Here is a 24605-nt window from a genome sequence, read left to right as displayed (position 1 = left end):
CGAATTTTCAGCGGGATATGAGCTATGGCTGGGTTTGACGATTTGCTGGGCAATCTGGGCGGCCTGGAGGCGGTGGCCGCGAAGATCGGTCTTCAGCCCGAACAGATGCAGGCGTTGATGAGCGAAATCGGCGGCAAGATCGCTTCGGGGGAGACGGATGTGGCTGCCCTGGCGACCACGGCGGCCGAACATGGCGTGTCGGCGGACAAGTTGCAGGAGCTGTTCGCGCATTTCGGCGGGCCTGAAGCCATATTGTCGAAGATCGGGAGCCTGTTCGACCGTGACGGCGACGGCAACCCGCTCAACGAACTGGGCGGTCTGGCGAAGGGCCTGTTCGGTTAATATCCGTCATCCCAGCGAAAGCTGGGATCTCAGGCGATAGGGCACAGCCTGGCCTCGCGAGATTCCAGCTTGCGCTGGAATGACCTATTTCGCGGAAATAGCCGGGCATACCCATGATGGGGTATGCTTTTGGATAGAGAAGCGACTATGTGCTTGTCGCGGGGACGGGCGTGTCGGCGCTCGGCAAGCAAGGGAAATCATCATGATGGGGGATATGCTGCGCGGCAGCGCCGCCATTGCAGCGATATTGAGCGGCAATGCGCAGGCGCAGGGCCAATTTCTGTCCGGGGAATGGACGCAGGACGGCGCGTGCGCGCCCAGCCACCGCGCCGTGCATGCGCCCAGGGCGGGCAATCTTCCTTGTTGCGTTCCGGGCCGCCGCGCCGCGCCGCCGCTTTGCCCGCGCTCCTGATCGCCAGCTATTGCGGGGGCAAGTTTTTTTCGCCTTGCCTTGGAACGTTCCAGGGGGCATTCGCGCTGCATAGCTTATTGCGAAGCCCACGCAACTGACGCTTTTTCGGGGCGGCGGCGGCTCTGGATTTGGCAGGGGAAAAGGTTTTGAACGACGTGACGATCGAAAAGCCGGTGCTGGAACCGACCGGCGCGCTTTCAGTGGAAACCGTGCTGTCGGTGCGGCATTGGAACGAACATCTTTTCAGCTTCCGCATCACGCGGCCGGCCAGCTTCCGCTTCCGTTCGGGCGAGTTCGTGATGATCGGCTTGGCTGGCGACAACGGCAAGCCGCTGCTGCGCGCCTATTCGGTCGCCAGCCCCGCCTGGGACGAGGAACTGGAATTCCTGTCGATCAAGGTGCAGGACGGGCCGCTGACCTCCAGGCTGCAATTGATCCAGCCGGGCGACCAGATCTATCTGGGCCGCAAGCCGACCGGTACGCTGGTGACGGACGCGCTGCTGCCGGGCAAGCGGCTGTTCATGCTGTCGACCGGCACGGGCCTGGCGCCGTTCCTCAGCCTGGCGCGCGATCCGGACGTCTATGAATTTTACGAGCAGGTCGTGGTGGTCCATTCGGTCCGCCGGGTGAGCGATCTGGCCTTCCATGACGAGCTGTCGGGCAAGCTGGCGGAGGACCCGCTGGTGGCCGAACAGGCGGCGACGCAGTTCCATTATGTGCCGACCGTGACGCGCGAGCCGTTCCGGAACAATGTCCGCATCGACAAGCTGGTCGAAACGGGCGCGTTGTTCGAAGGCATAGCGGGCGACGCGAAGTTCAATCCGGAAACCGACCGGATCATGATGTGCGGCAGCATGGAGATGATCAAGCAGTTCGGCGCCTATTTCGAGGAGCAGGGCTTTGCCGAAGGCTCCAACGCCGCGCCGGGCGCTTATGTGATCGAGCGCGCCTTCGTCGGCTGAGCTGTCGGTGCGATGATAGGAAAAAAGGGCTGGCGGCGACGCCGGCCCTTTTTCTTTTCGGAGGTTGGGTGGTTTTGGTCAGTTGCGGCCGTTTAAGCGACACGTGCTCCTGCGAAGGCAGGAGTCCAGTCCTGCCCTGAGTGGATCATCGCACCGCCCGAACTGGACTCCTGCCTTCGCAGGAGCACGGTGTACTTCAAGGCAAGGAGGTGGGGCCGCTGCCCACCCATCACCACCTTCAAACCAACTCCACCTTCAATACCGAAGCCTCCGCGCCGATCACCCTGACCCTTGCGCCAACCGGCGCGTCGGGGCCGCGGCAGGACCAGACGCTGTCGCCCACCTTCACCCGCCCGCGGCCATTGTCGATCGCTTCCACGACGGTGACGATCTCCCCCACCAGCCGCGCCGTGCGGTCGTTGAGCAGCGGGTCTTGCGAATCCACCGGATTGGCGGTGTACCAGCGCCGCCCGCCCCAGACCGACAGCAGGCAGAGGCCCGCGAACAGCAGCAGTTGCAGCGGCATGGAGATCGGAAAGGCAAGGGCGACCAGCCCGGTCACCGCCGCCGCCAGCGCGACCCAGATCAGGAACACGCCCGGTATCAGCACCTCGCCCATGCCGAGCAGCGCGGCGAAGACCAGCCAACCCCAATGATCGTCCAGCATGGCGAGCCAGTCCGTCATGCCTGTCCCTGTCCGAACGGGCCACGGCGCGGCGCGGCGGGGGGAGGGGGCGGCGCGCCTTCACCCAGCGCCTCTTTCGCCAGCGCGCCGATGCCGCCCAGCGTGCCGATCAACTGGGTCGCTTCGACCGGGAAGAGGATGGTCTTGGCATTGGGGGAGGTAGCGAACTGGCTCACCGCCTCGACATATTTCTGGGCGACGAAATAATTGATCGCCTGCGCATTGCCATTCGCGATGGCGTCGGACACCATTTGCGTCGCCTTGGCTTCGGCTTCCGCCTCGCGCTCGCGGGCTTCGGCGTCGCGGAAGGCGGCCTCGCGGCGGCCCTCCGCTTCCAATATCTGGCTCTGCTTCTGTCCTTCGGCCTTCAGGATTTCTGATGCGCGCAGGCCCTCCGATTCCAGGATCAGGGCGCGCTTCTCGCGCTCCGCCTTCATCTGGCGGCCCATGGCGTTGACGATGTCGGCGGGCGGGCGGATGTCCTTCAATTCGACGCGGGTGATCTTGATGCCCCAGGCGTTGGTGGCGTGATCGACCACGGACAGCAGCCGCGCATTGATCTCGTCGCGCTTCGACAGCGTCTCGTCCAGGTCCATCGAGCCCATCACCGTGCGCAGGTTGGTGGTCGCAAGCTGCATGATCGCGACATAAAGTTCCGACACTTCATAGGCCGCCTTGGCCGCGTCCAGCACCTGGAAGAACACGACGCCGTCGACCGAGACCATGGCATTGTCCTTGGTGATGATCTCCTGTCCCGGAATGTCGACCACCTGCTCCATCATGTTGATCTTCCGCCCGACGGCGTAAAAGAAGGCGGGGTAGAAATTCAGGCCGGGGCGCGCGACTTCGGTGAAGCGGCCGAAGCGTTCGATGGTATATTGATAGCCTTGGCGCACCACCTTGACGCTCACCGCCAGGTAGAACAGCACCAGCAATGTCACCGTCAGCGCGAATGTCGTCAGCATGCCTGCACTCCCCCCTGAAATCCGCTTGGACTATGACGTGAAATCATGAATGGGAAAAGGCAAAGTGATAGGAGTTTCATCATGTTGTTGCGCCACGCCCGATCGCTGCTGTTCCTGCCCGCATCCAACCCCCGCGCCATCGCCAAGGCGCGCACCCTGCCGTGCGACATGGTGATCCTGGACCTGGAGGATGCGGTGCCCGACGACCGCAAGGAAGAGGCGCTGGCCAATGCGGTCGAAGCCGTGGCGGAGGGCTTTGGCGGCCGTCTGGCGGCGGTGCGAATCAATGTCGAGGGCGCGCCGTCGCATGGGCGGGAGATGGTGGCGATCAAAGGCTCCGCCGCCGATTATGTCGTGCTGCCCAAGGTCGAAACGCCCAAACAGGTGAAGGACGTGTTCAGCGTCTGCCAGAAACCGGTGATCGCGATGATCGAAAGCGCTGCTGGCGTCGTTGCGGCGCAGGCGATTGCGGCGGCGGAGGGCTGCGCGGGGCTGTTCATGGGCAATAACGATCTGCGGCAGGATCTGGGGATTCCGCCGTCGGCCGGGCGGGAGGGTCTGGCGCTGTCGCTGCAATCGGTCATCCTGGCGGCGCGCGCGGCCCGGATCGCGGTGTTTGACGGCGTGTTCAACCGGCTGGACGACGAGGCGGGATTCGAAAGCGAATGCGCGGCGGGGCATATTCTGGGCTTTGACGGCAAGACGCTGATCCATCCGAGTCAGGTGCCGGTCGCCAATCAGGTGTTCGGTCCCGATCCGCAGGCGGTGGCGGATGCGCGGCGGTTGATCGAGGCGGCGACCGGCGGCGCCGAGCGTTTCGAGGGGCGGATGATCGAAAGCATGCATGTCGAGGAGGCGAAGGCGCTGATCGCTAGGGCCGAGGCGGTGACGGCCTAGGCGGCGTGGATAAATTCGGAGTGAGGGGAATGGCCCATTGCGGTCATTCTCAGCCGTTAAGCGCATCGTGCTCCTGCGAAGGCAGGAGCCCAGTCCTGCCCTAGTGGATCATCGCACCGTCTGAACTGGGCTCCTGCCTTCGCAGGAGCACGGAGTATGTTCCGGCTCGGTATGTCCGCCTCCCACCCAAATCGGTTAGTCCGGCGGTCCCTGATTTATCCAAGCCGCCCGAAGCCGAAAATATCCGGACGGATAATGGCCATTTGATAGCTGGAGATCGACGAAAGGGCGTAATTCCGCGATGTTTCCGGATGCGTCATAAATGTCACTGTCAACAAATAATTAATGGCAATTTTGTGGCAAAATGTTAATGTTTGATCTGCGGGGTCCAGCCGATTCTGCGAGGTCCATCATGTCTAGGTTGAGGATGGCGGCGAGTGCCGCCAGTTGTTTCGTCGCGCTCTTTTTTGGCGGTGCTGCGTCTGCGGGGGAGGCACAGTGCTGGCAACCTTATGAAGTCGAAGCGGCGCGTGTCAGAGATCTACAGATCATGTTGATGCTGGGATCGCTGAAATGCCGGTCGACCAATAGTGAGATAACGGCGAAATACGATAAATTTTACGAAAGAATGGGAAGCGCCGATAAATATAATAATGCGCTGAAACTGCGCTTCATGCGAGAAAATGGCATTGCCGACGGGCAGCGTGCTTATGACGATTTCATAACCAGGCTGGCCAATAGTCATACCGATGGCGTTCAATCAGCGGGTTTCTGCCAGATGGCCGATACGTTGCTGACCCTGGCGACCAATGCCGGTGAGAATGAACTTCCGATGCTGGCTCGGAATTTCTCGGACAAACCGGCGGGGGTCGGGGATGTTTGTGCACCGACGACCGCTGTGGCGGCGGCTCCGGCTGCGGTTCCGGCGGATGCAGTGAAGGCGGCGGCGCCGGCGAGCGATCCGGTGACGCCGACAGCCGCAGTGGCCGAGACGGCAGCGCCGCCGCCGGTCACGCCGCAATCCGCCGCGGCGGCGCTGGAGGCGGCTGCTGTCGCGCTTCAGTCGGCCGCGGCGAGCCTCAAGACCCAGCCGGGTGCGACCAATGCGGCGACAAAGGATGCCGCAGCGGATGCGCAACCCACGCTGGTGGCGGTGGCGAAGCCCGTAAGCTGAGAGTTGGAGAGGTGCCGCGCCTTTGGGGGAAGCGCGGCATGGGGGCACTCAGGCCCCGGAGCGCTTTTTTAGTCCCCGCTGCGTTCTCTTCGCTTCAACTCCGGCTTGCCGGTTGTGAGAAAGGTGGCGCGCTCTTGCGTCGATCAGGTGAGGGTTGCGGTTCCGACCCGTCGTCATGCTGAACTTGTTTCAGCATCCATTGTGCCTCTAGGAGTCTTGGTCGCCTGGGGAGAAATGGATGCTGAAACAAGTTCAGCATGACGGGTGGTAAGAGCGGAGAGCATAGCTTTCCCGCCAAAATGCTTACCGTTTCTCATATTTCCAGTTGCGGCCTTTGCCCTCCGCGATCCATTGCACCGCCTGGGCGATGCGCTTGTCGCGTGTGGCGTCGGTCTTCGCCTCATTGATCCATTCGCAATAGTCGCGAATCTTGCCCGGCGGGAAACCTGCCCAGGCCGCCGCCGCAGCCGGATCGGCGCCGATGGCGGCGGCGAAGGCGGGATGCTGCGGGAGCGGCGCGCGCGCTTCCCTGGCCCCGGCGCGGGGCTTGTCGCCCGCGTCGATCAGCGCCATGGCCTTGGCCAGCAAGGCGGCGATGTCCGCGTCGGCGGGCAGGTCGCTCAGACTGGCGATCCGGCCGAACTGGCCCATCGCCTCACCGCTGGCGCCGTCCCGCGCCACCTTGTCATGCCAGAAGCCGAAAGCGACATGGCGCTGGAAACCCGCCATGTTGCAGAGATTCCGGTCCCGATAGGTGAAGAAGGGCATGCCCCATTTCACCGCCTCCCCGATGGCCGGCGAGGCGGCGTGGACCAGCATGCGCAGATGCGCAAGGATAGGCCGGGCGAAATCGGCCTGCTTCGCGATATAGGCGTCGACGCGGGGATCGGCCGCCACCGCCTTCACCCCTGCCGGTGGCGGGCGGTCAGCAGATAGTTGATCGCCTTGTTGGACGAGAGGATGAAGCCCCTGGCGGGCGTGAAGCTGAGGCCAGTGCTGTCGGTGACTTCCAGCCCCGCATCCTCCAGCAGTTTCGTCAATTCCTCCGGGTTGAGGAATTTATGCCAGTCATGCGTCCCCTTGGGGATGCCGCCGACGCTTTCCCCGATGGTGATCATGGCGAGCCGGGACAGCGGCGTGCGGTTGGGGGTCGAGAGGATCAGCAGGCCGTCAGGCGCCAGTCTGTCCGCCAGCGCCGCGACGAAAGCCGCCGCGTCCGCGACATGCTCGATCACCTCCATCGACGTGACGAGGTCGAAGCCGCTTTCCTCCAGCCGCTCCACCGGGGTGGCGCGATAGTCGATGGCGAGGCCTTGCCCCTCGGCATGGCTGCGCGCCACGGCGATGTTCTCCTCCGCCGCGTCCAGCGCCGTCAGCGCCGCGCCCATGCGCGCCAGCGGCTCGGCCAGCAGCCCCGCGCCGCAGCCGACATCCAGCGCCCGCCGGCCCGCCAGCGGACGGAAGCTCCGGTCCTGGCCCGGCCAATGCCGGTCGACGGCATCGCGGATATAGCGCAGGCGCACGGGGTTGAGCTTGTGCAGCATGGCGCTGCTGCCTTTGGGGTCCCACCAGTCGGCGGCCATGCTGCCGAAATGCGCGGCTTCGCGGGGGTCGATGGTGTTGGAAGCTGTGTTCGCCATGATGGTCCTGCTACCAGCGTCCGCCCGTCCGCGCCATATGCGCCGTGCGGCTGAGGTTGCCATATTCGCCGCTGCTGCTATAGCGGCGCCGTTTTTGCCCCATGGGGCGACATTTTCTTTCTTACAACCAGGCAGGCTCGACAAGCAAATGGCGCGCATCGTGATGAAATTCGGCGGCACCTCCATGGCGGGGATGGAGCGAATTCGCAATGTGGCCGCGCGAGTCAAACATGTGGTCGAGCAGGGCCATGAAGTGGCCGTCGTCGTCTCCGCCATGGCGGGCGACACGGACCGGCTGGTCGGCTTCTGCAAGGAAGCCTCGCCGCTTTACGATCCGGCGGAATATGACGTGGTGGTCGCCAGCGGCGAGCAGGTGACGAGCGGTCTGCTCGCCATGACGCTGAAGGCGATGGGCGTCGATGCGCGGAGCTGGCTCGGCTGGCAGCTCCCCATCCGCACCAACGAAGCCCATGCCAAGGCGCGCATCGGGGAGATCGATACGATCGACCTGCTGGCGTCCATGCGTTCGGGCACGGTCGCAGTGATCCCCGGCTTCCAGGGCATGATGGAGGATGGCCGCATCTCGACGCTGGGCCGTGGCGGCTCGGATACGTCGGCGGTGGCCGTGGCGGCGGCGCTGAAGGCCGATCGCTGCGACATCTACACCGACGTCGACGGCGTCTACACCACCGATCCCCGCATCGTGGCGCGGGCGCGCAAGCTCGACCTCGTCACCTATGAGGAGATGCTGGAACTGGCCTCGGTCGGCGCCAAGGTGCTCCAGACCCGCTCGGTCGGCCTCGCTATGAAGGAAGGCGTGGTCGTGCAGGTGCTTTCCTCCTTCGATGATCCCACCCAGGACGACCTCCCCGGCACGCTGATCGTCAGCGAAGAGGAACTGGAAGCCAAGCTCAAGGAAGACAAGATGGAACGTCAGCTCATCACCGGCATCGCCCATGACAAGAATGAGGCGAAGATCACCCTGACCCGCGTGCCGGATCGTCCGGGCGCCGTGGCGCACATCTTCGGGCCGCTGGCCGATGCCGCGATCAACGTCGACATGATCATCCAGAATGTCGGCCGCGACAAGGGCGAGACGGACGTCACCTTCACCGTGCCAGGCGCGGACTTGGCTCGCGCGCTGGACGTGCTGGAAGGGCAGAAGGACGTGATCGGCTTCAACCGGATCATCCCGGATACGAAGGTCGCGAAGGTGTCGGTCGTCGGCGTCGGCATGAAGAGCCATGCGGGCGTGGCCTCGGCCATGTTCCAGGCGCTGGCCGATCGCGGCATCAACATCCTCGCCATCTCCACCAGCGAGATCAAGGTGTCGGTGCTGATCGACGAGGATGAGACCGAATTGGCGGTGCGCGTGTTGCATACGGCTTACGGTCTAGACGCGCCGGTCGCGTAAGCAGGGCCTTTACTAAATTCGTCATTCCCGCGAAGGCGGGAATCCATCTCCAACGCCATCCCCGGCCACTATGCCGGGAGATGGATCCCCGCCTGCGCGGGGATGACGGGAAAGAAAAGAATGAGCGCTGATAAATTGAAGTCCCTCATGGCCCGCGGCACGGAATTTCTGGGCTGCGACGTCGCGATCCTCTGCGGGGCGATGAGCTGGGTGTCGGAGCGCAACCTCGTCGCGGCGATCTCCAACGCGGGCGGCTTTGGCGTGATCGCCTGTGGGGCGATGACGCCCGAGCTGCTCGACAAGGAAATCGCCGCCACCAAGGCGCTGACGGCCAAACCCTTCGGCGTCAACCTCATCACCATGCATCCGCAACTGTTCGAGCTGATCGATGTCTGCGCCAAGCATGAAGTCGGCCATGTCGTCCTGGCCGGCGGCCTGCCGCCCAAGGGCAGCATCGAGGCGATCAAGCAGAAGGGCGCGAAGCTGATCTGTTTCGCGCCTGCCTTGGCATTGGCGAAGAAGCTGGCGCGCTCCGGCGTGGACGCGCTGGTGATCGAGGGCATGGAGGCGGGCGGCCATATCGGCCCCGTCTCGACCAGCGTGCTGGCGCAGGAAATCCTGCCCGAAATGGCGGCGCAGCTTCCGGTGTTTGTCGCGGGCGGAATCGGGCGCGGCGAGTTGATCGCGGGCTATCTGGAGATGGGCGCGGCGGGCGTGCAGCTTGGCACCCGCTTCGCCTGCGCGGTCGAGAGCATCGCCCACCCGAACTTCAAGAAGGCCTTTTTCCGCGCCTCGGCGCGCGACGCCATCGCCAGCGTGCAGATCGACCCGCGCCTGCCGGTCATTCCCGTCCGCGCGCTCAAGAACGCCGGGACGGAGGCCTTTACCGCCAAGCAGCGCGAGGTCGCCAATCTGCTCGACAGCGGCGTGGTCGACATGGGCGAGGCGCAGCTCGAGATCGAGCATTATTGGGCAGGCGCGCTGCGCCGCGCGGTGATCGACGGCGATGTCGAGGGCGGATCGCTGATGGCCGGGCAGTCGGTCGGCATGGTCGCCAAGGAAGAGCCGGTGGCCGACATCATCGCCCAGTTGATGGACGAAGCCGCCGTGGCGCTGGAGCGGCGCGCTTAGGGTTCGCGCTATGGCGGTGCTTCTGATGAGCGAGCCAACTTTGCCATGCCCCATCCGTCACCCCGGACTTGATCCGGGGTCCCGCTTTCCTTCTGCCTTCCGCGCCTAGTCCAAGGTAGTGGGACCCCGGATCAAGTCCGGGGTGACGGGGTTGGAATGACCGGAAACTGCCTTAGTCTGCCTGCGCAGGCGCATTTGCAGGCTAAACGGGACGAAGCGAATCTCTCGCCGGACGAATGAGCTGTAGCTCGGTCGTCAGGAACGCATGGCTTTGCCATGAGTTTGTTCTGTCCGGACAATGATCAGAGGGATGTCAGGGTGCCGTCGCGTACCGTCGTTCGCCGTTTTTGCGAGATTGCATCTGTAACGGCGCTCGCGCTGGTCGCAGGCTGTTCCACACCCGAAAAGGCGCCGCCCACGCCGCCGCCGCCGGTGGTGCCGACGATCAAGCCGCTGCCGCCCATGGGCGCGGTCGAGGAGATGAGCATCCCCGAAGTCGGGAATGACGGCAAATATCTGACCCCCAATCGTGGCGTGACGGCCAATACGGCGCTCTGGCACGTGCGCATGGCGCTGAACGTCGCGGCGCTCTCCTGCCATGGCGTCAACGAGCCGGCGCGCATCCAGTATAACCAGATATTGCATGTGCATGAGGCGGCGCTGCGGGAGGCGAATGCGGCGGTCGACCGCAACTATCTGGCCGCCTATGGCATGGGTGGCCTGAAGGCGCGGGAGCTGCTGAACACCGTCGTCTATAATTTCTTTGCCCTGCCGCCGGTGACGAAAAGCTTTTGCCCGGTGGCGATCGAGATCGGCGCGAAGGTGCTGGCGATGCCCTCCAGCCAGTTGCTCGCCTATGCGCCCGAAGCGCTGACGGCGCTGGAGAAACCGTTCCAGGATTTTTACGAGGCCTATGCCGACTATCTGCGGCGTCTGGCGGAGTGGCAGTCGCGCTTTGGCGGGACGGTGACGGTGGTGGTGTCGCCCACGCCGCTGCCGCCGCCGCCGATGGCGCCCAGGGAAGTGACGTCCGGCTTCGTGGCCAACGCAGCCGCGATGACGCCGCCATCGGCCATGGTGCCGGGCGCGCCGGTACGGGTTGAGGTGCCGACCTTCCCGCTCACGCCCATGCGCGAGACGTTCGTCCCGGTGCAGTAGGGCATCGTGCGTATGATCGGGGCCGCTTAGGCTGTATCGACATTCAGCTCTTTCGGACGATTGGCGCGACCTTCATTGCAAATCGTCATGCTAAACAAGTTCAGCATGACGTTGCTTATATTTTTAAGCTGAATGTCGATACAGCTTAGTATCCGTTCGCCCTGAGCTTGTCGAAGGGCTTTACTTTTCTTCAAAAAAAGGAGTGGGCTTCGACAGGCTCAGCCCGAACGGGAAGGGGTGAGCCCGATTGTACGCGCGATGCGTTGGCGCGCTGTTGGAAATCCCTCAGTCGCGTGTGTCGAAGCGGCGACGGGATTCCTCCACCGCGTCCAGATTGCGCTCCGCCCAGACCCAGACGCCGCAAAAGGCGGCGCTCAGGCTGTTGCCCAGCGGCGTCAGCGCATAGTCGACGCGGGGCGGCACCACCGGATGGACGGTGCGGGTGACAAGGCCGTCGCGTTCCATCTGGCGCAGCGTCTGGGTCAGCATCTTCTGGCTGATGCCCTCCACCTGCTCCGCGATGCGGGTGAAGCGCAGCGTGCCCTTCTCCTCCAGCAGCTCCAGCACCAGCAAGGTCCACTTGTCCGCGATGCGACCGATTAGGTCGTTCACGAGTCGCTCGATTCGCGGGTCGAGCGGCGCTTCGGGATTGGCGTCGATAAAGGCTTCCGCCTGGGCGATTTCATCGGGAGCGAAGCGTTTGACCAGCGGATTTTCCATTTCTCACCTTTAGGTACCTATAGCACTTTGCGGTGCCTTCTTTCCAAAAGAGAGTGTAGTCCTAAATTGCCGGTCACACCATGGCTTCACCACCATGGCTTCAAAAGGAGACGACCCATGCAGAAGAGCGGCAACACCATCCTCATCACCGGCGGCGGATCGGGCATCGGCGCGGCGCTGGCGCATGAATTCCATGCAGCGGGCAATCAGGTCATCGTCGCCGGGCGGCGGCAGGCGGCGCTGGATGCGCTGGTGGCGGAGCATCCGGGCATGGCGGCCCTGACCGTCGACATGGAGGACGCGGCGGCGATCGCGGCCTTCGCCGGGAAGCTGGTCGCGGATTTCCCCACGCTCAACGCCGTGATCCACAATGCCGGCATCATGGTGGTCGAGGAACGGATCGACCTCGCCATAGCCGAAGCGACGGTCGCGACCAATTTGCTGGGGCCGATCCGGCTGACCCACGCCCTGCTGCCGCATCTGCTGGCCCAGCCCGCCGCGACGCTGATGACGGTGACGTCGGGCCTGGCCTTCGTCCCGCTGGCGGCGACGCCGACCTACAGCGCGACCAAGGCGGCGCTCCATAGCTGGTCGCAATCGATGCGGCATCAGCTCAAGGACAGCCATGTCGAGGTGATCGAACTGGCGCCGCCGGGCGTGCAGACCGACCTGATGCCCGGCCATGCGGAAAATCCGCAGATGATGCCGCTGGACGAATATATCGCGGAGGTCATGGGCCTGCTGGCGCAGCAGCCGCCGCTGGAGGAAATCTGCGTCGAGCGGGTCAAGTTCCTGCGCGAAGCGGAACGTCGCGGCGAATTCGCCCAGGTCTTCGGAATGCTGAACGCGGGGCATTGAGGAAGAAGGCAAATCCTCCCCATCGCAGATGGGGGGGGACCGTCGGCGTAGCCGATGGTGGAGGGGAGCGCCCGTAGGGCGCCGTAGGTCGTGCCATTTTCCCCTCCACCAGCCTGCGGCTGTCGAAGAGAGGCACGTGACTCTCTTCGACCCTCCCCACGCTGCGCGCAGGGAGGATTTGGCGAGTGTGCCCGCTGTTGCTTAACCGGGATGGACCCTCTATCCCGCCCGACAAGCGAGGCCACGTCCTCCCCCGCCCAGCGGGCATAAGTCCGGGACGGCCCGGCTCTCTTGCAAGGGAGGGCACTATGGCCTGGGTCACTCTGATCGTCGCCGGTCTGCTGGAAATCGTCTGGGCGTTTGCGATGAAACAGTCGCAGGGCTTCACCCGCCTGACACCGACGCTCATCACCCTGATCGCGATGATCGGCAGTTTCGCCCTGCTGTCGCTGGCGATGAGGAGCCTGCCGCTCGGCACCGCCTATACGATCTGGACCGGCATCGGCGCGCTGGGCGCCTTTCTGGTCGGGATCGTCTTTCTGGGCGAGGCGGCGACGGCGTTGCGCCTGCTGGCCGCCATGATGATCCTGGGCGGCCTGGTCCTCATGAAGCTGGCATGACCGTCGAGGGCGCCATGGGGGGCAAGAGGAAGAGCCGGACGAAGCGCTCGGCTAACGCCCTGTCCCCCTCCACCTGGAGCGCGCCCGCGACATCCTCGAATCGCAACCCGCCATAGACCACGGCCGCCAGCGCATTCTGGTCGCCGGACAGGATCACGTCCGCCCCGGCCGCTTCGCCCCGGTCGGCGGTGAAGTCGCCATCCTTCAGGACCAGGCGGAATGACTCCTCCCCGAAGCGCAGGCCGATCACGGCGTCCATGTCACCGATGCGGCTGCGGTCGATCATCGTGCGCATCGACAGGATCACCGACACATTGCTCATCGGCAGGCCCGGCTGCATGGTGGGCGATCGGGACGCCCAGCGGCCCAGCACCTGGAACAATATCTCCGACTCGCGGCCCCACTCCGTCAGCTCGTAAATCTGGCTGGCGGCGGGCGGGGGCAGGCGGCGGCGGATGAGGATGCTGCTAGCCTCCAGCTCCTCCAGCCTTTGCGTCAGCACATTGGCGCTGATTCCGGGCAGGCTGGCGCGCAGATCGGTGAAGCGCTTGGGCCCCAGCATCAATTCCCGCATGATCGGCATGGCCCATCGGTCCCCGACCAGGTCCAGCGCATGGGCTGTCGCACAACCATCCTGATAGGCCCGTTTCTTCACGCGACTGGAGTCCTTGGTTATTTTTTCTAACTTAATTGTTGTATAAGATAATCTGCGGGTCCATGAAGTTCAAGTCGCTGAGTCGTTCATGGAAGCGACCGGCCCCCATGATCCCGAGGAGATGCGCGATGTCGAATGCCCCCGCTCCGAAGATGATTTTCGTGAACCTGCCGGTGACGGACCTGCCCGCCTCCATCGCCTTCTACGAGGCGGTCGGCGCGGTCCCGAACAGGGAATTCGCGGACGACAGCGCGCAGATGCTGAGCTTTTCGGAAAGCATTCATGTCATGCTGCTGACGCAAGAGCGGTTCATGGGATTCACGCCGCGCAAAATCCCCAATGCGCATGAAACCGCGCAGGTGCTGCTGGCGTTGAGCGAAGCGAGCCGGGCGGATGTCGACGTGACGACGGAAAAGGCGCTGGCGGCGGGCGGCACGGAACCCAATCCGCAGCAGGATCATGGCTTCATGTACGGCCGCAGCTTTGCCGATCTGGACGGCCATATCTGGGAAGTGACGTGGATGGATATGGAAGCGGCGCTTGCGACCCATAAGGAAGCGACCGCCTGAACTCTGCCTTTCATGAGGAGAGAGACGATGAGCTACATGGACGGTTTCGTGATCCCGGTGCCCAAGGGCAACAAGGAACGGTACAGGGAAGTGGCGGCCTATGCCGCGCCGATCTTCATCGAGCATGGCGCGCTGCGGATCGTCGAATGCTGGGCGAACGACATCAAGCCCGGCAAGGTCAACGACTTCCGCACCGCCGTCATCGCGGAGGAGGATGAGGAGGTCGTCTTTTCCTGGATCGAATGGCCCGACAAGGAAACACGCGACGCGGGCGCGGAGAAGGTGATGAACGATCCCCGGATGCAGCCCAAGGAGGGGGAGGACATGCCCTTCATCGGCGCGCGGCTGATCTATGGCGGGTTTGAGGTGCTGCTCGACGCCAAGGCTTGAAGGAGAGGAACGATGACCGATCTGAACGGCAAATTCTTCTGGTATGAACTGATGACCAGCGATCCGGCGGCGGCGCTTGCCTTTTACGGCGATGTCGTCGGCTGGACGGCGCAGGCCTTTGGCGGCGGCCATGACTATCAGGTGATTTCGGGCAGCGCTGGGCCGACGGGCGGCGTCATGGCGATCCCGGCGGAGGCCAAGGATTGCGGCATGTCGCCCTGGTGGGGCGGCTATGTCGGATCGGCCGACGTGGATGCCGATGCGAAGCGGCTGACCGAGGCGGGCGGCAGCGTGAAGCGGGCGCCGGAGGATATTCCGGGCGTCGGGCGCTTTGCGGTGATGGCCGATCCGGGCGGCGCGGTGTTCATGCTGCTCAAGGGTTCCAGCCCGGAGGGGATGGACGCGCCGCCTGCGATGGCGAACGGGCATGTCGGCTGGCATGAGCTGTACAGCGGCGATTTCGACGCCGATCTGGCCTTCTACACAGCCCAGTTCGGCTGGGGGAAGGGCGAGGCCATGGATATGGGCGAGATGGGCAGCTACCAGCTTTTCTCGCAGGATGGGTCGACGGCGTTCGACGGCATGAGCGGCGGCATCATGGCGCGCCCGAAGGAGGTGCCGGTACCCCTATGGCTGTTCTACTTCGTCGTGCCGGACATCGATGCCGCGACCGAAAAGGTGAAGGCCGGCGGCGGCACCCTGCTCAACGGGCCGATGGAGGTGCCGGGCGGAGCCTGGATCATCCAGGCGCTCGATCCGCAAGGCGCGATGTTCGCGCTGGTGGGCATGCGTTCGGCCCAGGGATAAGGAGAGGAACCATGTCGAAGATTTCACCCTGCCTGTGGTATAATGGGCAGGCGGAGGCAGCCGCGCGCTTCTATGTCTCGATCTTTGGCGGATCGGTGGATTTCATCAGCCGCTATCCCGACGGCAATCCCAGCCCCAGCCCGTTCAAGGGCGGGGACGTGCTGCTGGTCGAATTCACCCTGTTCGGGGACAGCTATCAGGCGCTGAACGGCGGGCCGGAATTCGGTTTCACCGAGGCGGTGTCGCTCTCCGTCGCCTGCAAGGATCAGGCGGAGATCGACCGCTGTTTCGACGCCTTGACCGCCGATGGCGGATCGCCGGGGCCGTGCGGCTGGCTGAAGGACAAATATGGCCTGTCCTGGCAGCTCGTGACCCAGGAGATCATGGACCTCTACAAGACCGGCGACGGGCCGGGCATCCAGCGGATGATGGCGGAAATGATGACCATGCAGAAGCTGGACACCGGTCGGATGAAGGCGGCTTTCGAGGGGACATTGCCATGAGCGCGGCGGAGTTCGAGCTGTCGGTGACATGCCATATCGCCGCCCCGCGCGGGATCGTGTGGAAAGTGTGGACGGACCTCAAGGACCAATGGTTCTGTCCCAAGCCCTGGCGCGCCGAGGTGATCGAGGAGGATCTGCGCGCCGGCGGGCGCAGCGCGGTGCGCATGTTCGGGCCCAATGGCGAGGATAGCGGGCCGATGGAGGGCATTTTCCTAGAGGTGGTGCCGCAGGAAAAGATCGTCACCACCGACGCCTATGCTTCGGGATGGATTCCGCAGACGCCCTTCATGACGGCGATCTGGAGCTTTGCCGACGAGGGGGAGGGAACGCGCTTCACCGCTACCGCACGGCATTGGGATGCGGAGGCGTTGGAGAAGCATAAGGCAATGGGCTTCCATCCCGGCTGGGATCAGATGGCCGAGCAGTTCAAGGCGCTGTGCGAGACTTCGGCGGGGACGGCTTAGGGGCGGGGGGGGCGGACATGGACGTCCGTCCTAGGGTCAACCGTGCTCCTGCGAAGGCAGGAGTCCAGGCCCGTCCTTAGTGCATCATCGGATCGTCTGAACTGGGTTCCTGCCTTCGCAGGAACACGGCGCGCTTAACGGCAGCGATGGGCCAAAACCAGAATTGGGCTGCTACCTGACCGGCGCACAAAAAAGGGCGCCCGGCTTGCATCGGACGCCCTTCCTTGGCCATCGGGAGAAATCAGGCCTTGTAAACCTTCTCCACCGCTGCGCAGAACTTCGCCATGTCGTCCGCCGACCCGACGGTGACGCGGGAGACGGTGGGCCAGATCGGCCAGGCACGGCCGATCTGCACCTTTTCCGGCGTGGCGAGGAGGGCGGTCTGAACCTCCTTGGCGGTCTTGGTCTTCCAGTTCACCATGAACATGTTGGCCTGGCTGCCGGGGTGTACTTCGATCCCCTTCTTGGTGAGCCAGGCGATGGTTTCCTCGCGGTTGGCGATCATTTCCTGGCGGCGGGCCTTGATGAGTCCAGCCTCCGGATAGACTGCGTTGCCGCAGGCCATGGCGGTAATCGACAGCCCGCCCGCCGTGGGGCCGAACAGGCCGATGCGCTTCTGCACGTCCGGGTCCGCGAATGTCAGGCCCAGCCGCACGCCCGCCATGCCGAACAGCTTGGAGAAGGTCCGCATGACGATCAGGTCCTTGCGGCCCGCCACCAGCTTCGCCGCGCTCTGCGCCTCGGAGAAGTGGATATAGGCTTCGTCCACCAGCAGGATCGAATCCGCCGGCTTGTTGGCGAGCAGCCATTCGATGTCGGCCAGCGGCGTGACGGTGCCGGTCGGATTGTTGGGCGAGCAGATATAGTAGAGGCCAGCGTTCGGATTGGCGGCCAGCATCGCCTTGACGTCATGGCCCTTGCCGATGGCCTGCGGCGCCTTGGCGATGGGGGCCTTGAGGTAATCGGCGGTGCGCCAGGCGGATTCGAAGGTCGGATCGGCGGTGACGAGGCCCTTGGTGGGCGAGCAGAAGGCCGCGACCGTGCTGACCAGCGGACCGCCCGAACCCGGCCACAACATGACGTGGGATTCCGGAATGCCCTCCACCTTGGCGACGGTGGCGATCAGGTCGCCCTTGTAATTGTCCGGGTCGTACCAGTTGCCGACCGCGGCGGCCTTGGCGGCGGCCTGCACGCCCGGTTCGAACGGACCGGTCCAGCATTCGTTGGAGCCGATGCGGACGGCGCCCTTGATGCCGCGCGCGGCCTGCTGCTGCGCGAAGGCGGGCTGGATCAGCAGGTTGCCGGCTGCTGCGCCTGCCGCCATCAGCGCGGAAATCTTGCCGATCGTGCGGCGGGAATAGCCCCGTTCGAGCAGGTCTTCGCGGGCGTCCTTTTCCAACATCATGGTCATGTCGTCTGTTCCCCTTGTTGTTCGGTCATCTGCGCATATTCCAAGGGGAGGAACGAAAAGGGCGGCGCATTTCCACAATGCGCCGCCCCGGATTCTCGAAATTTTATGCGGTTGGTTCAGGGCATGGGTTGATCCGTGGTTCCGCTTTTTGCGTCTGCGCTATCCTCAGGCATCGGAACCCCGGGTCAAGCCCGGGGTGACGAAGGAGAAGCGCATCCCCGAACGCCTTGGCTCAGGCCTTCCAGACCTTGTCGATGGCGTCGCAGAAAGCCTTCATTTCGTCCGCCGAGCCGACCGACACGCGGGAGACATTGGGCCAGATCGGCCAGTTGCGCCCGATCTGCACCTTCTCCGCCAGCATCGCGGCCTGCATGTCCTTGGCGGGCTTGCCCCAGTCGATCATGAACATGTTCGCCTGGCTGCCGGGAATGACCTTGATCCCCTTCTTCTTGAGATGGGCGATCGCCATTTCGCGGGCGGCGACCATTTCGGCGCGGCGCTGCTTGATGAGGCCGGCCTGCGCGACCGACACCGTGCCGCAGGCGACGGCTGTCATCGGCAGCATCGCCGTCACCTGCCCGCCGTCATAGCGCATCATCTTTTCCATGATGACCGGGCTGGAGAAGGTGAGGCCCAGGCGCATGCCCGCCATGCCGAACAGCTTGGAGAAGGTGCGCAGGATCAGCACGTCGTCGCGGCTGGCCGCCATCTTCGCGGCGTTCGGGCCGTCGAACCAGTGGATATAGGCTTCGTCGACGACCAGGATCGCGTCCTTGGGCTTGTTGTCGGCCAGCCACTGGATGTCGGCCAACGGCGTCATGGTGCCAGTCGGGTTGTTGGGCGAGCAGATATAATAGACACCCGCATTGGGGTCTGCCGCCAGCATCGCCTTCACGTCATGGGCATAATCCTTGGTCAGCGGCACCTTCGTCACCTTGGCGCCCAGCCAATCGCCGGTGCGCCAGATGGCTTCATAGGCGGGGTTGCCGGTGACGATGCCGCGCGTGGGCGAGGCGTAGGCGACAGCGACGCGGCTCAGCGGATCGCTGGAGCCCGGCCAGGCGGTGATGCGGTCGGCGGGGATGCCCTCCACGGCGGCGACGGCCTCGAACAGCTTGGCATGCTCGTCATTGGGTTCGTAGCGATTGCCTTCCTGCACCAGCTTGAAGGCGGCTTCGGCGGCGACGGGGAAGGGGCCGGTCCAGCATTCGTTCGCGCCGATGCGCACCGCGCCCTCGACCGGCTTGGCGGCCTGCTGCGCGATGGCGCCGGTGACGCGCAGGGCGGCCGCGCCCGCGCCCAGCAAGGCCGCGACCTTGCCCATCTGGCGGCGGGAATAGCCACGGTCGATCAGATCCTGTTCAAAGGCCTTGTTGTCGATTTCTGCCATATGCTCGTCTCCCTGACTCTAGAGATTTTACGGCCGTAAACGAAACTGCTCTCCCTTTCCGCCATGGATGGGAAGCAGAATCCGCCAAAGCCGCGCATATTCGCCTTGGAAAGCGAGTGCGCGATCTGTTAGCGCTTGAAATATGCCCAGCACGCCCGCCGCCGCCGCCCGCCAGATCCTCATCCGCCTGCAGGAAGTCATGGCCGCGCGCACCAGCGCCCAGGCGAAGCTGAACAAGGTGGTCGAGATCATCGGGGAATCGCTGTCGAGCGAGGTCTGCTCCATCTATCTGGTGCGCGAAGGGGTGCTGGAGCTGTTCGCGACGCGGGGGCTGAAGCAGGAAGCCGTGCACGTCACCCGCATGGCGATGGGCGAGGGCCTGGTCGGCATGATCGCCACCAATGTCGAGACGCTGAACCTGGACGAAGCGGCCTCGCATCCCGATTACAGCTATCGCCCCGAGACGGGCGAGGAATTGTTCCACAGTTTCGCGGGCGTTCCGATCGTGCGGCGGGAGCGCGCCATCGGCGTGCTCTGCGTCCAGCATGTCGAGCCGCGCCGCTATGAGGAAGTGGAGATCGAGGCGCTGCAGACGGTGGCGATGGTGCTGTCGGAACTGATCGCCAATGCCGAGCTGGCCGACGACGGCCCGTCGGATTCGCGGGTGCAGGATACGGGCACCTCGATCCTGCATGGGCTGCAACTGGTCATGGGCATGGCGGGGGGGCATGCGGTGTTCCACCAGCCTCGCGTGCATATTGAACATACGGTCGCGGAGGATACGGAGGCGGAACGCGCGCGCGTCATTTCCGCCTTCACCAAGATGCGCGAGCAGATCGACCGCATGACCGGCACGGCCGAGTTCGGCACGGAAGGCGAGCATCAGGAGGTGCTCGAAACCTACAAGATGTTCGCCTATGACGAGGGGTGGATCAGGCGGATCAACGAGGCGATCGACAGCGGCCTGACCGCCGAGGCGGCGATCGAGCGCGTGCAGCAGCGCACCCGCATGCGCATGCGCCAGATCGACGACCCGCTGCTCCAGGACCGGATGCACGATCTGGAGGATATGGCGAACCGGCTGCTGCGCATCGTGTCCGGGCAATTGGGCACGGCGGCGCAGCTCGGATTGCGGCAGGACGCCATCCTGATCGCCCGCAATCTGGGGCCGGCGGAGCTGCTGGAATATGACCGGCGGCGGTTGAAGGGCGTCATATTGGAGGAAGGGTCGCTGACCGCGCATGTCACCATCGTCGCCCGCGCCATGGGCGTGCCGATGCTGGGCCGCGTGCGCGACATCCGGCATCAGGTGAATGAAGGCGACCTGATCCTGCTGGACGTGGCCGACAACAATCTGCTGATCCGCCCGACGCCGGACATGGAGGAGGCGTTCGAGAACAAGCTGCATGTGACGCAGAAGCGCCGCGCCGAATTTGCGGCCATGCGCGACCTGCCGTCGGTGACCACCGACGGGCAGCGGATCGAGCTGATGGTCAATGCGGGTCTGCGCGAAGATGCGCAGGCGCTGGACCTGGTGGGCGCGGACGGCATCGGCCTGTTCCGCACGGAGTTCCAGTTCCTCGTCTCCGCCACCCTGCCGCAGCGGGAGAAGCAGCAGCGGCTCTATCGCGACGTGCTCGACGCGGCGGGCGACCGGCCGGTCATTTTCCGCACCGTCGACATCGGCGGCGACAAGGCGTTGCCCTATATGACCCGCGACGCTGAAGAGGAATTGGAGGACAATCCCGCCATGGGCTGGCGCGCGCTGCGGCTGGCGCTGGACCGGGACGGCCTGATGAAAGCGCAGGCCCGCGCCCTGCTGGAAGCGGCGGCGGGCAAGGTGTTGCACGTCATGTTCCCGATGGTGTCGGAACCCTGGGAATATGAACAGGCGAGGGCGCTGGTCGAGCATCAGCGCCAATGGCTGGTGTCGCAGAAGAAGAAGCTGCCGGTCGCGGTGCGTTACGGCGCGATGCTGGAGGTTCCGGCGCTGGCGGAAGTGCTCGACCTGTTGCTGCCCAAGCTGGATTTCCTGTCGATCGGCACCAACGACCTGACGCAGTTCCTGTTCGCCGCCGACCGCGCCCATCCCCGGCTGGCGGAGCGTTATGACTGGCTCAGCATCGCCATATTGCGCTTCCTCGACCGCGTGGTGCGCGCCTGCGAGGCGCAGGAGGTGCCGGTCGGCGTCTGTGGCGAGATGGGCGGGCGCACGCTGGAGGCGATGGCGCTGATCGGCCTTGGCGTGCGGCGCCTGTCGATCACCCCCGCCTCGGTCGGGCCGGTCAAGGCGATGATCCGGACGATCGACGCGGCGCAATTGCGGGCGTTCATGCGCGACCTGCTGGACAGGGGTGTCGTCGATATTCGTTCGGCGCTGGTCGACTGGGCCGGGGAACATGCTATTGAATTGAATTAAGGGGATTGCGGCGGCGCGTTCAGCTCGATCGGGCCGACGCGGCGTTGACAATCCCTGTCCCGCAATGAGACAAGGCCGGCCTTCAAAAAGTCGCGGAGCAGCATGGCAGAAGAAGCTGAACAGGAACCCGGCGCCGCGGCGTCGGAACAGCGGCCCAACACTCCCGGCGCGCGTCTGCGCGCAGCGCGGGAGGCGCAGGGGCTGTCGATACAGGATGTCGCCACGCGGACCCGCATCGCCCAGCGCCAGTTGGAAGCGATAGAGCGCGACGATTATGCCGCTCTGCCCGGCATTCCCTATGCGGTGGGCTTTGCCCGCGCCTATGCCCGCGCCATCGATGTGGACGAGGTGGCTATCGCCGCCGACGTGCGCAACGCCGTGCATAATTCGGAACTGGGCAGCAACCGCTATGAAGCGTTCGAGCCTGCCGATCCGGCGCGGGTGCCCTCCCGAGCGCTCGCCTGGACGGCGGCGGCCATCGTCGTGATCCTGGTGGCGGGCTTCGCGGTCTGGCGGACGCAGGTGATGACGCCGCCGACCGGGGAAGAGATCGCCGCGCAGCAGGCGGCGCCGACGCCCGCGACGGCGAAACCGGCGGCGGGCGCGCGTTCTGCCGCGCCGGTCGTGCAGACGGTCGTCTTCACCGCCAATGACGATGTGTGGCTGCGCATCTATGACGAAGCGGGCGAGCGGTTGAAGGATGGGCTGATGAAGAAGGGTGAGAGCTTCACCCTTCCCGCCAATGCCCGCAATCCGATGATCCTGACCGGGCGTCCGCAGGCGCTGAGCGTGACGGTCGGCGGCAAGCCGATCGCACCGCTGGGGCCGCCGGACCGCACCATTGCCGACGTGCCGGTGAATGCGGAGGCGCTGCTGGCGCGGGCGGCGCCTGCTCCCGCTTCTGCTCCAACGCCGGTTCCGGCGGCAGCCAGCACGCGTCCGGCGATGCCTGCTCCGGCCCCGGCTCCCGTTGCGGCTCCAACGTCTGCGCCGGCATCTGCACCTGCCGCGCCGGCTCCGGCACCCGCTGCAGCCGACTGATCCGTTCAGGGGCGATTCAGCGGAATTTGGCGCAAAGTCGCGCTTTACCGGGCGGATTATCGCCCTATGGTTAAGACCGGATATTAGTCGGGGATCATCATGCGTAACGCTTTTTTCGCGACCGCTGCACTGGCGCTGATCGCGCTCGCGCCGCCGGTCGCGGCCCAGAATGTCAGCGTCGACGTGCGGGTCGACCGGCTGGAAAAGGAAATGCGCGCGGTGCAGCGCAAGGTGTTTCCCGCCGGCGCGCCGCTGGAGGCGGAGATCACGCGCCCGGCTGCGCCTGCCGTGGTACCGGGATCGCCCAGTTCCACGCCGGTCGCTGATCTGACGGCGCGGGTGAATGCGCTGGAATCGCAATTGGCCTCGATCACCGGGCAGGTGGAGGAGAACAGCTTCAAGCTGAAACAGTTGGAAGAGGCGTTCAACCGCTACAAGGCGGAGCAGGAAAGCCGCGCCGCGCCCGCTGTGGCGCCGCCGCCGGCCGTCGGTCCGTCCTCGTCCGCCGCTCCGGCGCCGGTCCGGCCCGCGACGCCTCGCCCGGCCGCCAATGGCGCGAGCGAGGAGCGCAAGACCGCCGTCGCCGCGATCGAGCGGCCCTCGACCGGCAATGAGGCGGATGACGCCTATACCTATGGCTTCCGCCTGTGGGGCGCGAAATTCTATCCGGAGGCGCAGGTGCAGTTGAAGGCGACGGTCGACAAATATGGCGCGACCCCGGTCGCCAGCAAGGCGGCGAACCTGCTGGGCCGCGCCTATCTGGACGATGGCAAGCCGGCGCTGGCGTCCGTCGCCTTCTACGAAAATTACCAGAAGCGGCCCAAGGGCGACCGCGCGGCCGACAGCCTGGCCTATCTGGGCGAGGCTCTGATCCAGCTCAAGAAGCCCGCCGATGCCTGCAAAGTCTATGCGGAACTGGAACAGGTCTATGGCGGCAGCCTGTCGACCGGCCTGCGCGGCATGATGGACAAGGGCCGGACCAGGGCCAAGTGCACGGCCTGACGGGCCCGTGGCTGAGAGCGAGCCCGAAGCGCGGCTGAGGGAAGCGATCGAGGCGCTGGTGGAGGATGCCGCCAGCGCCCGTTTCGGCGTGGCGGTGTCGGGCGGGCCGGACAGCATGGCCTTGCTCGATCTGGCGGCGCGGGCCTTTCCGGGGCGGGTCGAGGCGGCGACGGTCGACCATGGCTTGCGCGAGGCTTCGGCTGCCGAAGCGGCGATGGTGGCGGACTGGTGCAGGCAGGCCGGGATCGCGCATGCGACCTTGCATCCGCAGGGCGCGGTGCGGGGCAATGTGCAAAGTTGGGCGCGGGCGCAGCGCTATGCCTTGCTGGAAGAGTGGCGGGCGGCGCGTGGGCTGGACTGGCTGCTGACTGCCCATCATGCCGACGATCAGTTGGAGACGCTGTTGATGCGGCTGAACCGGGGCGCGGGTGTCGGCGGGCTGGCGGGCGTGCGGGCGCGTCAGGGGACGGTGCTGCGGCCTCTTCTGGACGTGCGCAAGGCGGACCTGCACGCCTATGCGCTGGCGCGGGACTTGCCGCAGGTCGATGATCCTTCCAACAGCGATCTGCGTTTCGACCGGGCCGCGCTGCGCATGGCGCTGAGCGGCGTGGACTGGATCGACGCGGCGGCGGCAGGGCGTAGCGCTGCGGCCTTGGCGGAGGCTGAGGAGGCGTTGGATTGGGCGGTCGAGGGGCTGGAGGCGCGCCATGTGCTGCCGGACGGGGACGGGCTGGCGCTGGACCGGACCGACCTTCCCCGCGAACTGCTGCGCCGCTTGATCCTGCGGATGGTGGCGCGGTTGCAGCCGGATGCCGCGCCGCCGCGTGGGGATGCGGTCGACCGGCTGATCGCGGCGGCGCGCCGGGGCGGGAAGATGAGCATCGGCCGCCTCGTGCTGAAGGGCGGGGAGCGCTGGACCCTCAAAGTCGCGCCCCAGCGGCGCTGGCAGTGAAGGTCGTTACGGAAAGGTTCCACG

Annotated in this window: 27 protein-coding genes; 19 read left to right on the top strand and 8 right to left on the bottom strand. The window is 65.1% G+C overall.

Annotated features, from left to right (window positions below; translation table 11 throughout):
- The first annotated feature begins 24 nt into the window (after window positions 1-24).
- From HUK72_RS09390 to HUK72_RS09380, 3 genes are all read left to right on the top strand, one after another.
- Window positions 25-342, top strand: a complete 318-nt coding sequence (locus tag HUK72_RS09390) for a hypothetical protein (RefSeq protein ID WP_176596555.1) — start codon at window positions 25-27, stop codon at window positions 340-342.
- Window positions 343-544: 202 nt separating this feature from the next.
- The gene (locus HUK72_RS09385; RefSeq protein WP_176596554.1) at window positions 545-754 is read left to right on the top strand and encodes a hypothetical protein; all 210 of its coding nucleotides are present in this window, start codon (window positions 545-547) and stop codon (window positions 752-754) included.
- Between the two features lie 146 nt (window positions 755-900).
- Window positions 901-1716 (top strand): ferredoxin--NADP reductase, encoded by an 816-nt coding sequence (locus tag HUK72_RS09380; protein ID WP_176596553.1) that lies wholly within the window; start codon window positions 901-903, stop codon window positions 1714-1716.
- Between the two features lie 238 nt (window positions 1717-1954).
- Here HUK72_RS09380 and HUK72_RS09375 read toward each other — a convergent pair whose 3' ends face one another.
- On the bottom strand, window positions 1955-2401 hold the full coding sequence (locus HUK72_RS09375; protein WP_176596552.1) for an NfeD family protein: 447 nt from the start codon (window positions 2399-2401) through the stop codon (window positions 1955-1957).
- The gene (locus tag HUK72_RS09370; RefSeq protein ID WP_176596551.1) at window positions 2398-3366 is read right to left on the bottom strand and encodes an SPFH domain-containing protein; all 969 of its coding nucleotides are present in this window, start codon (window positions 3364-3366) and stop codon (window positions 2398-2400) included. The genes HUK72_RS09375 and HUK72_RS09370 overlap by 4 nt, the downstream gene beginning before the upstream one ends.
- 81 nt (window positions 3367-3447) lie before the next feature.
- On the opposite strand from HUK72_RS09370, the gene HUK72_RS09365 reads away from it, so the two are divergent.
- Window positions 3448-4263 carry a CoA ester lyase gene (locus HUK72_RS09365; RefSeq protein WP_176596550.1) on the top strand — a complete coding sequence of 272 codons (816 nt, stop codon included), beginning with the start codon at window positions 3448-3450 and terminating at the stop codon, window positions 4261-4263.
- Window positions 4264-4891: 628 nt separating this feature from the next.
- Window positions 4892-5437, top strand: coding sequence for a hypothetical protein (locus HUK72_RS09360; protein ID WP_255325653.1), 546 nt, complete (start codon window positions 4892-4894; stop codon window positions 5435-5437).
- Between the two features lie 303 nt (window positions 5438-5740).
- Here the strand turns inward: HUK72_RS09360 and HUK72_RS09355 are convergent, their stop codons facing one another.
- Both HUK72_RS09355 and ubiG read right to left on the bottom strand, forming a co-directional pair.
- Window positions 5741-6334 carry a YdeI/OmpD-associated family protein gene (locus tag HUK72_RS09355; protein ID WP_176596548.1) on the bottom strand — a complete coding sequence of 198 codons (594 nt, stop codon included), beginning with the start codon at window positions 6332-6334 and terminating at the stop codon, window positions 5741-5743.
- Window positions 6335-6339: 5 nt separating this feature from the next.
- The gene (gene ubiG, locus HUK72_RS09350; RefSeq protein WP_176596547.1) at window positions 6340-7077 is read right to left on the bottom strand and encodes a bifunctional 2-polyprenyl-6-hydroxyphenol methylase/3-demethylubiquinol 3-O-methyltransferase UbiG; all 738 of its coding nucleotides are present in this window, start codon (window positions 7075-7077) and stop codon (window positions 6340-6342) included.
- Between the two features lie 148 nt (window positions 7078-7225).
- Here ubiG and HUK72_RS09345 point away from each other — a divergent pair, with 148 nt between their 5' ends.
- The 3 genes from HUK72_RS09345 to HUK72_RS09335 all read left to right on the top strand — a co-directional run bounded on the left by HUK72_RS09345 (window position 7226) and on the right by HUK72_RS09335 (window position 10780).
- A complete protein-coding gene (locus HUK72_RS09345; protein ID WP_176596546.1) occupies window positions 7226-8491 on the top strand; it encodes an aspartate kinase in 1266 nt (421 codons plus the stop codon).
- Between the two features lie 120 nt (window positions 8492-8611).
- Window positions 8612-9622, top strand: a complete 1011-nt coding sequence (locus tag HUK72_RS09340) for a nitronate monooxygenase family protein (RefSeq protein ID WP_176596545.1) — start codon at window positions 8612-8614, stop codon at window positions 9620-9622.
- Between the two features lie 318 nt (window positions 9623-9940).
- Window positions 9941-10780 (top strand): hypothetical protein, encoded by an 840-nt coding sequence (locus HUK72_RS09335; protein ID WP_336950691.1) that lies wholly within the window; start codon window positions 9941-9943, stop codon window positions 10778-10780.
- A gap of 285 nt (window positions 10781-11065) precedes the next feature.
- Here HUK72_RS09335 and HUK72_RS09330 read toward each other — a convergent pair whose 3' ends face one another.
- Window positions 11066-11500: a helix-turn-helix domain-containing protein gene (locus tag HUK72_RS09330; RefSeq protein ID WP_176596543.1), complete on the bottom strand. Its 435-nt coding sequence runs from the start codon at window positions 11498-11500 to the stop codon at window positions 11066-11068.
- A 117-nt stretch (window positions 11501-11617) separates the two neighbouring features.
- Between HUK72_RS09330 and HUK72_RS09325 the strand changes: the two genes are divergently transcribed.
- Window positions 11618-12358: an SDR family oxidoreductase gene (locus HUK72_RS09325; protein WP_176596542.1), complete on the top strand. Its 741-nt coding sequence runs from the start codon at window positions 11618-11620 to the stop codon at window positions 12356-12358.
- A 308-nt stretch (window positions 12359-12666) separates the two neighbouring features.
- Window positions 12667-12978: a multidrug efflux SMR transporter gene (locus HUK72_RS09320; protein WP_176596541.1), complete on the top strand. Its 312-nt coding sequence runs from the start codon at window positions 12667-12669 to the stop codon at window positions 12976-12978.
- On the opposite strand, the gene HUK72_RS09315 is transcribed toward HUK72_RS09320, so the two are convergent.
- Entirely contained in the window at window positions 12962-13633 is a 672-nt protein-coding gene (locus HUK72_RS09315) for a winged helix-turn-helix transcriptional regulator (RefSeq protein ID WP_336950692.1), read from the bottom strand. The two genes, HUK72_RS09320 and HUK72_RS09315, sit on opposite strands and share 17 nt — an antisense overlap.
- A gap of 128 nt (window positions 13634-13761) precedes the next feature.
- Here HUK72_RS09315 and HUK72_RS09310 point away from each other — a divergent pair, with 128 nt between their 5' ends.
- From HUK72_RS09310 to HUK72_RS09290, 5 genes are read left to right on the top strand one after another with little or no spacing between them, the layout of a single operon-like run.
- Entirely contained in the window at window positions 13762-14202 is a 441-nt protein-coding gene (locus HUK72_RS09310; protein ID WP_176596540.1) for a VOC family protein, read from the top strand.
- 27 nt (window positions 14203-14229) lie between these two features.
- Window positions 14230-14592, top strand: a complete 363-nt coding sequence (locus HUK72_RS09305) for a DUF1428 domain-containing protein (protein ID WP_176596539.1) — start codon at window positions 14230-14232, stop codon at window positions 14590-14592.
- A 12-nt stretch (window positions 14593-14604) separates the two neighbouring features.
- Window positions 14605-15399, top strand: a complete 795-nt coding sequence (locus HUK72_RS09300) for a VOC family protein (RefSeq protein ID WP_176596538.1) — start codon at window positions 14605-14607, stop codon at window positions 15397-15399.
- 11 nt (window positions 15400-15410) lie between these two features.
- Entirely contained in the window at window positions 15411-15902 is a 492-nt protein-coding gene (locus HUK72_RS09295; protein ID WP_176596537.1) for a VOC family protein, read from the top strand.
- Window positions 15899-16366: an SRPBCC family protein gene (locus tag HUK72_RS09290; RefSeq protein WP_176596536.1), complete on the top strand. Its 468-nt coding sequence runs from the start codon at window positions 15899-15901 to the stop codon at window positions 16364-16366. Before HUK72_RS09295 ends, HUK72_RS09290 begins: the two co-directional genes overlap by 4 nt.
- A gap of 241 nt (window positions 16367-16607) precedes the next feature.
- On the opposite strand, the gene HUK72_RS09285 is transcribed toward HUK72_RS09290, so the two are convergent.
- Both HUK72_RS09285 and HUK72_RS09280 read right to left on the bottom strand, forming a co-directional pair.
- Window positions 16608-17777: a pyridoxal phosphate-dependent aminotransferase gene (locus HUK72_RS09285; RefSeq protein WP_176596535.1), complete on the bottom strand. Its 1170-nt coding sequence runs from the start codon at window positions 17775-17777 to the stop codon at window positions 16608-16610.
- Window positions 17778-18009: 232 nt separating this feature from the next.
- Entirely contained in the window at window positions 18010-19167 is a 1158-nt protein-coding gene (locus HUK72_RS09280; RefSeq protein WP_176596534.1) for a pyridoxal phosphate-dependent aminotransferase, read from the bottom strand.
- Between the two features lie 142 nt (window positions 19168-19309).
- Between HUK72_RS09280 and ptsP the strand changes: the two genes are divergently transcribed.
- The 4 genes from ptsP to tilS all read left to right on the top strand — a co-directional run bounded on the left by ptsP (window position 19310) and on the right by tilS (window position 24581).
- Window positions 19310-21586 (top strand): phosphoenolpyruvate--protein phosphotransferase, encoded by a 2277-nt coding sequence (gene ptsP / locus HUK72_RS09275; protein ID WP_176596533.1) that lies wholly within the window; start codon window positions 19310-19312, stop codon window positions 21584-21586.
- Window positions 21587-21688: 102 nt separating this feature from the next.
- A complete protein-coding gene (locus tag HUK72_RS09270; RefSeq protein ID WP_176596532.1) occupies window positions 21689-22627 on the top strand; it encodes a helix-turn-helix domain-containing protein in 939 nt (312 codons plus the stop codon).
- Between the two features lie 99 nt (window positions 22628-22726).
- A complete protein-coding gene (locus tag HUK72_RS09265) occupies window positions 22727-23629 on the top strand; it encodes a hypothetical protein (protein ID WP_176596531.1) in 903 nt (300 codons plus the stop codon).
- Window positions 23630-23636: 7 nt separating this feature from the next.
- Window positions 23637-24581 (top strand): tRNA lysidine(34) synthetase TilS, encoded by a 945-nt coding sequence (tilS, locus tag HUK72_RS09260; protein WP_176596530.1) that lies wholly within the window; start codon window positions 23637-23639, stop codon window positions 24579-24581.
- Window positions 24582-24605 lie beyond the last annotated feature (24 nt).

This window comes from Sphingobium sp. 15-1 (genome assembly GCF_013375535.1).
Lineage (GTDB): Bacteria > Pseudomonadota > Alphaproteobacteria > Sphingomonadales > Sphingomonadaceae > Sphingobium > Sphingobium aromaticivastans.
Note: the sequence above shows the minus strand (reverse complement) of the source record. Positions and strands in the feature narration are given on the sequence as shown.

Bases quoted from the DNA above. Each gene is read 5' to 3' on its own strand.
- HUK72_RS09310 (WP_176596540.1), top strand. From the start codon at position 13,762: ATGTCGAATGCCCCCGCTCCGAAGATGATTTTCGTGAACCTGCCGGTG.
- HUK72_RS09375 (WP_176596552.1), bottom strand. From the start codon at position 2,401: ATGACGGACTGGCTCGCCATGCTGGACGATCATTGGGGTTGGCTGGTC.
- HUK72_RS09300 (WP_176596538.1), top strand. From the start codon at position 14,605: ATGACCGATCTGAACGGCAAATTCTTCTGGTATGAACTGATGACCAGC.
- ptsP (WP_176596533.1), top strand. From the start codon at position 19,310: ATGCCCAGCACGCCCGCCGCCGCCGCCCGCCAGATCCTCATCCGCCTG.
- HUK72_RS09290 (WP_176596536.1), top strand. From the start codon at position 15,899: ATGAGCGCGGCGGAGTTCGAGCTGTCGGTGACATGCCATATCGCCGCC.
- ubiG (WP_176596547.1), bottom strand. From the start codon at position 7,077: ATGGCGAACACAGCTTCCAACACCATCGACCCCCGCGAAGCCGCGCAT.
- HUK72_RS09325 (WP_176596542.1), top strand. From the start codon at position 11,618: ATGCAGAAGAGCGGCAACACCATCCTCATCACCGGCGGCGGATCGGGC.
- HUK72_RS09340 (WP_176596545.1), top strand. From the start codon at position 8,612: ATGAGCGCTGATAAATTGAAGTCCCTCATGGCCCGCGGCACGGAATTT.
- HUK72_RS09280 (WP_176596534.1), bottom strand. From the start codon at position 19,167: ATGGCAGAAATCGACAACAAGGCCTTTGAACAGGATCTGATCGACCGT.
- HUK72_RS09330 (WP_176596543.1), bottom strand. From the start codon at position 11,500: ATGGAAAATCCGCTGGTCAAACGCTTCGCTCCCGATGAAATCGCCCAG.
- HUK72_RS09270 (WP_176596532.1), top strand. From the start codon at position 21,689: ATGGCAGAAGAAGCTGAACAGGAACCCGGCGCCGCGGCGTCGGAACAG.
- HUK72_RS09345 (WP_176596546.1), top strand. From the start codon at position 7,226: ATGGCGCGCATCGTGATGAAATTCGGCGGCACCTCCATGGCGGGGATG.
- HUK72_RS09265 (WP_176596531.1), top strand. From the start codon at position 22,727: ATGCGTAACGCTTTTTTCGCGACCGCTGCACTGGCGCTGATCGCGCTC.
- HUK72_RS09365 (WP_176596550.1), top strand. From the start codon at position 3,448: ATGTTGTTGCGCCACGCCCGATCGCTGCTGTTCCTGCCCGCATCCAAC.
- HUK72_RS09360 (WP_255325653.1), top strand. From the start codon at position 4,892: ATGGGAAGCGCCGATAAATATAATAATGCGCTGAAACTGCGCTTCATG.
- HUK72_RS09370 (WP_176596551.1), bottom strand. From the start codon at position 3,366: ATGCTGACGACATTCGCGCTGACGGTGACATTGCTGGTGCTGTTCTAC.
- HUK72_RS09285 (WP_176596535.1), bottom strand. From the start codon at position 17,777: ATGACCATGATGTTGGAAAAGGACGCCCGCGAAGACCTGCTCGAACGG.
- HUK72_RS09320 (WP_176596541.1), top strand. From the start codon at position 12,667: ATGGCCTGGGTCACTCTGATCGTCGCCGGTCTGCTGGAAATCGTCTGG.
- HUK72_RS09295 (WP_176596537.1), top strand. From the start codon at position 15,411: ATGTCGAAGATTTCACCCTGCCTGTGGTATAATGGGCAGGCGGAGGCA.
- HUK72_RS09390 (WP_176596555.1), top strand. From the start codon at position 25: ATGGCTGGGTTTGACGATTTGCTGGGCAATCTGGGCGGCCTGGAGGCG.
- HUK72_RS09305 (WP_176596539.1), top strand. From the start codon at position 14,230: ATGAGCTACATGGACGGTTTCGTGATCCCGGTGCCCAAGGGCAACAAG.
- HUK72_RS09385 (WP_176596554.1), top strand. From the start codon at position 545: ATGATGGGGGATATGCTGCGCGGCAGCGCCGCCATTGCAGCGATATTG.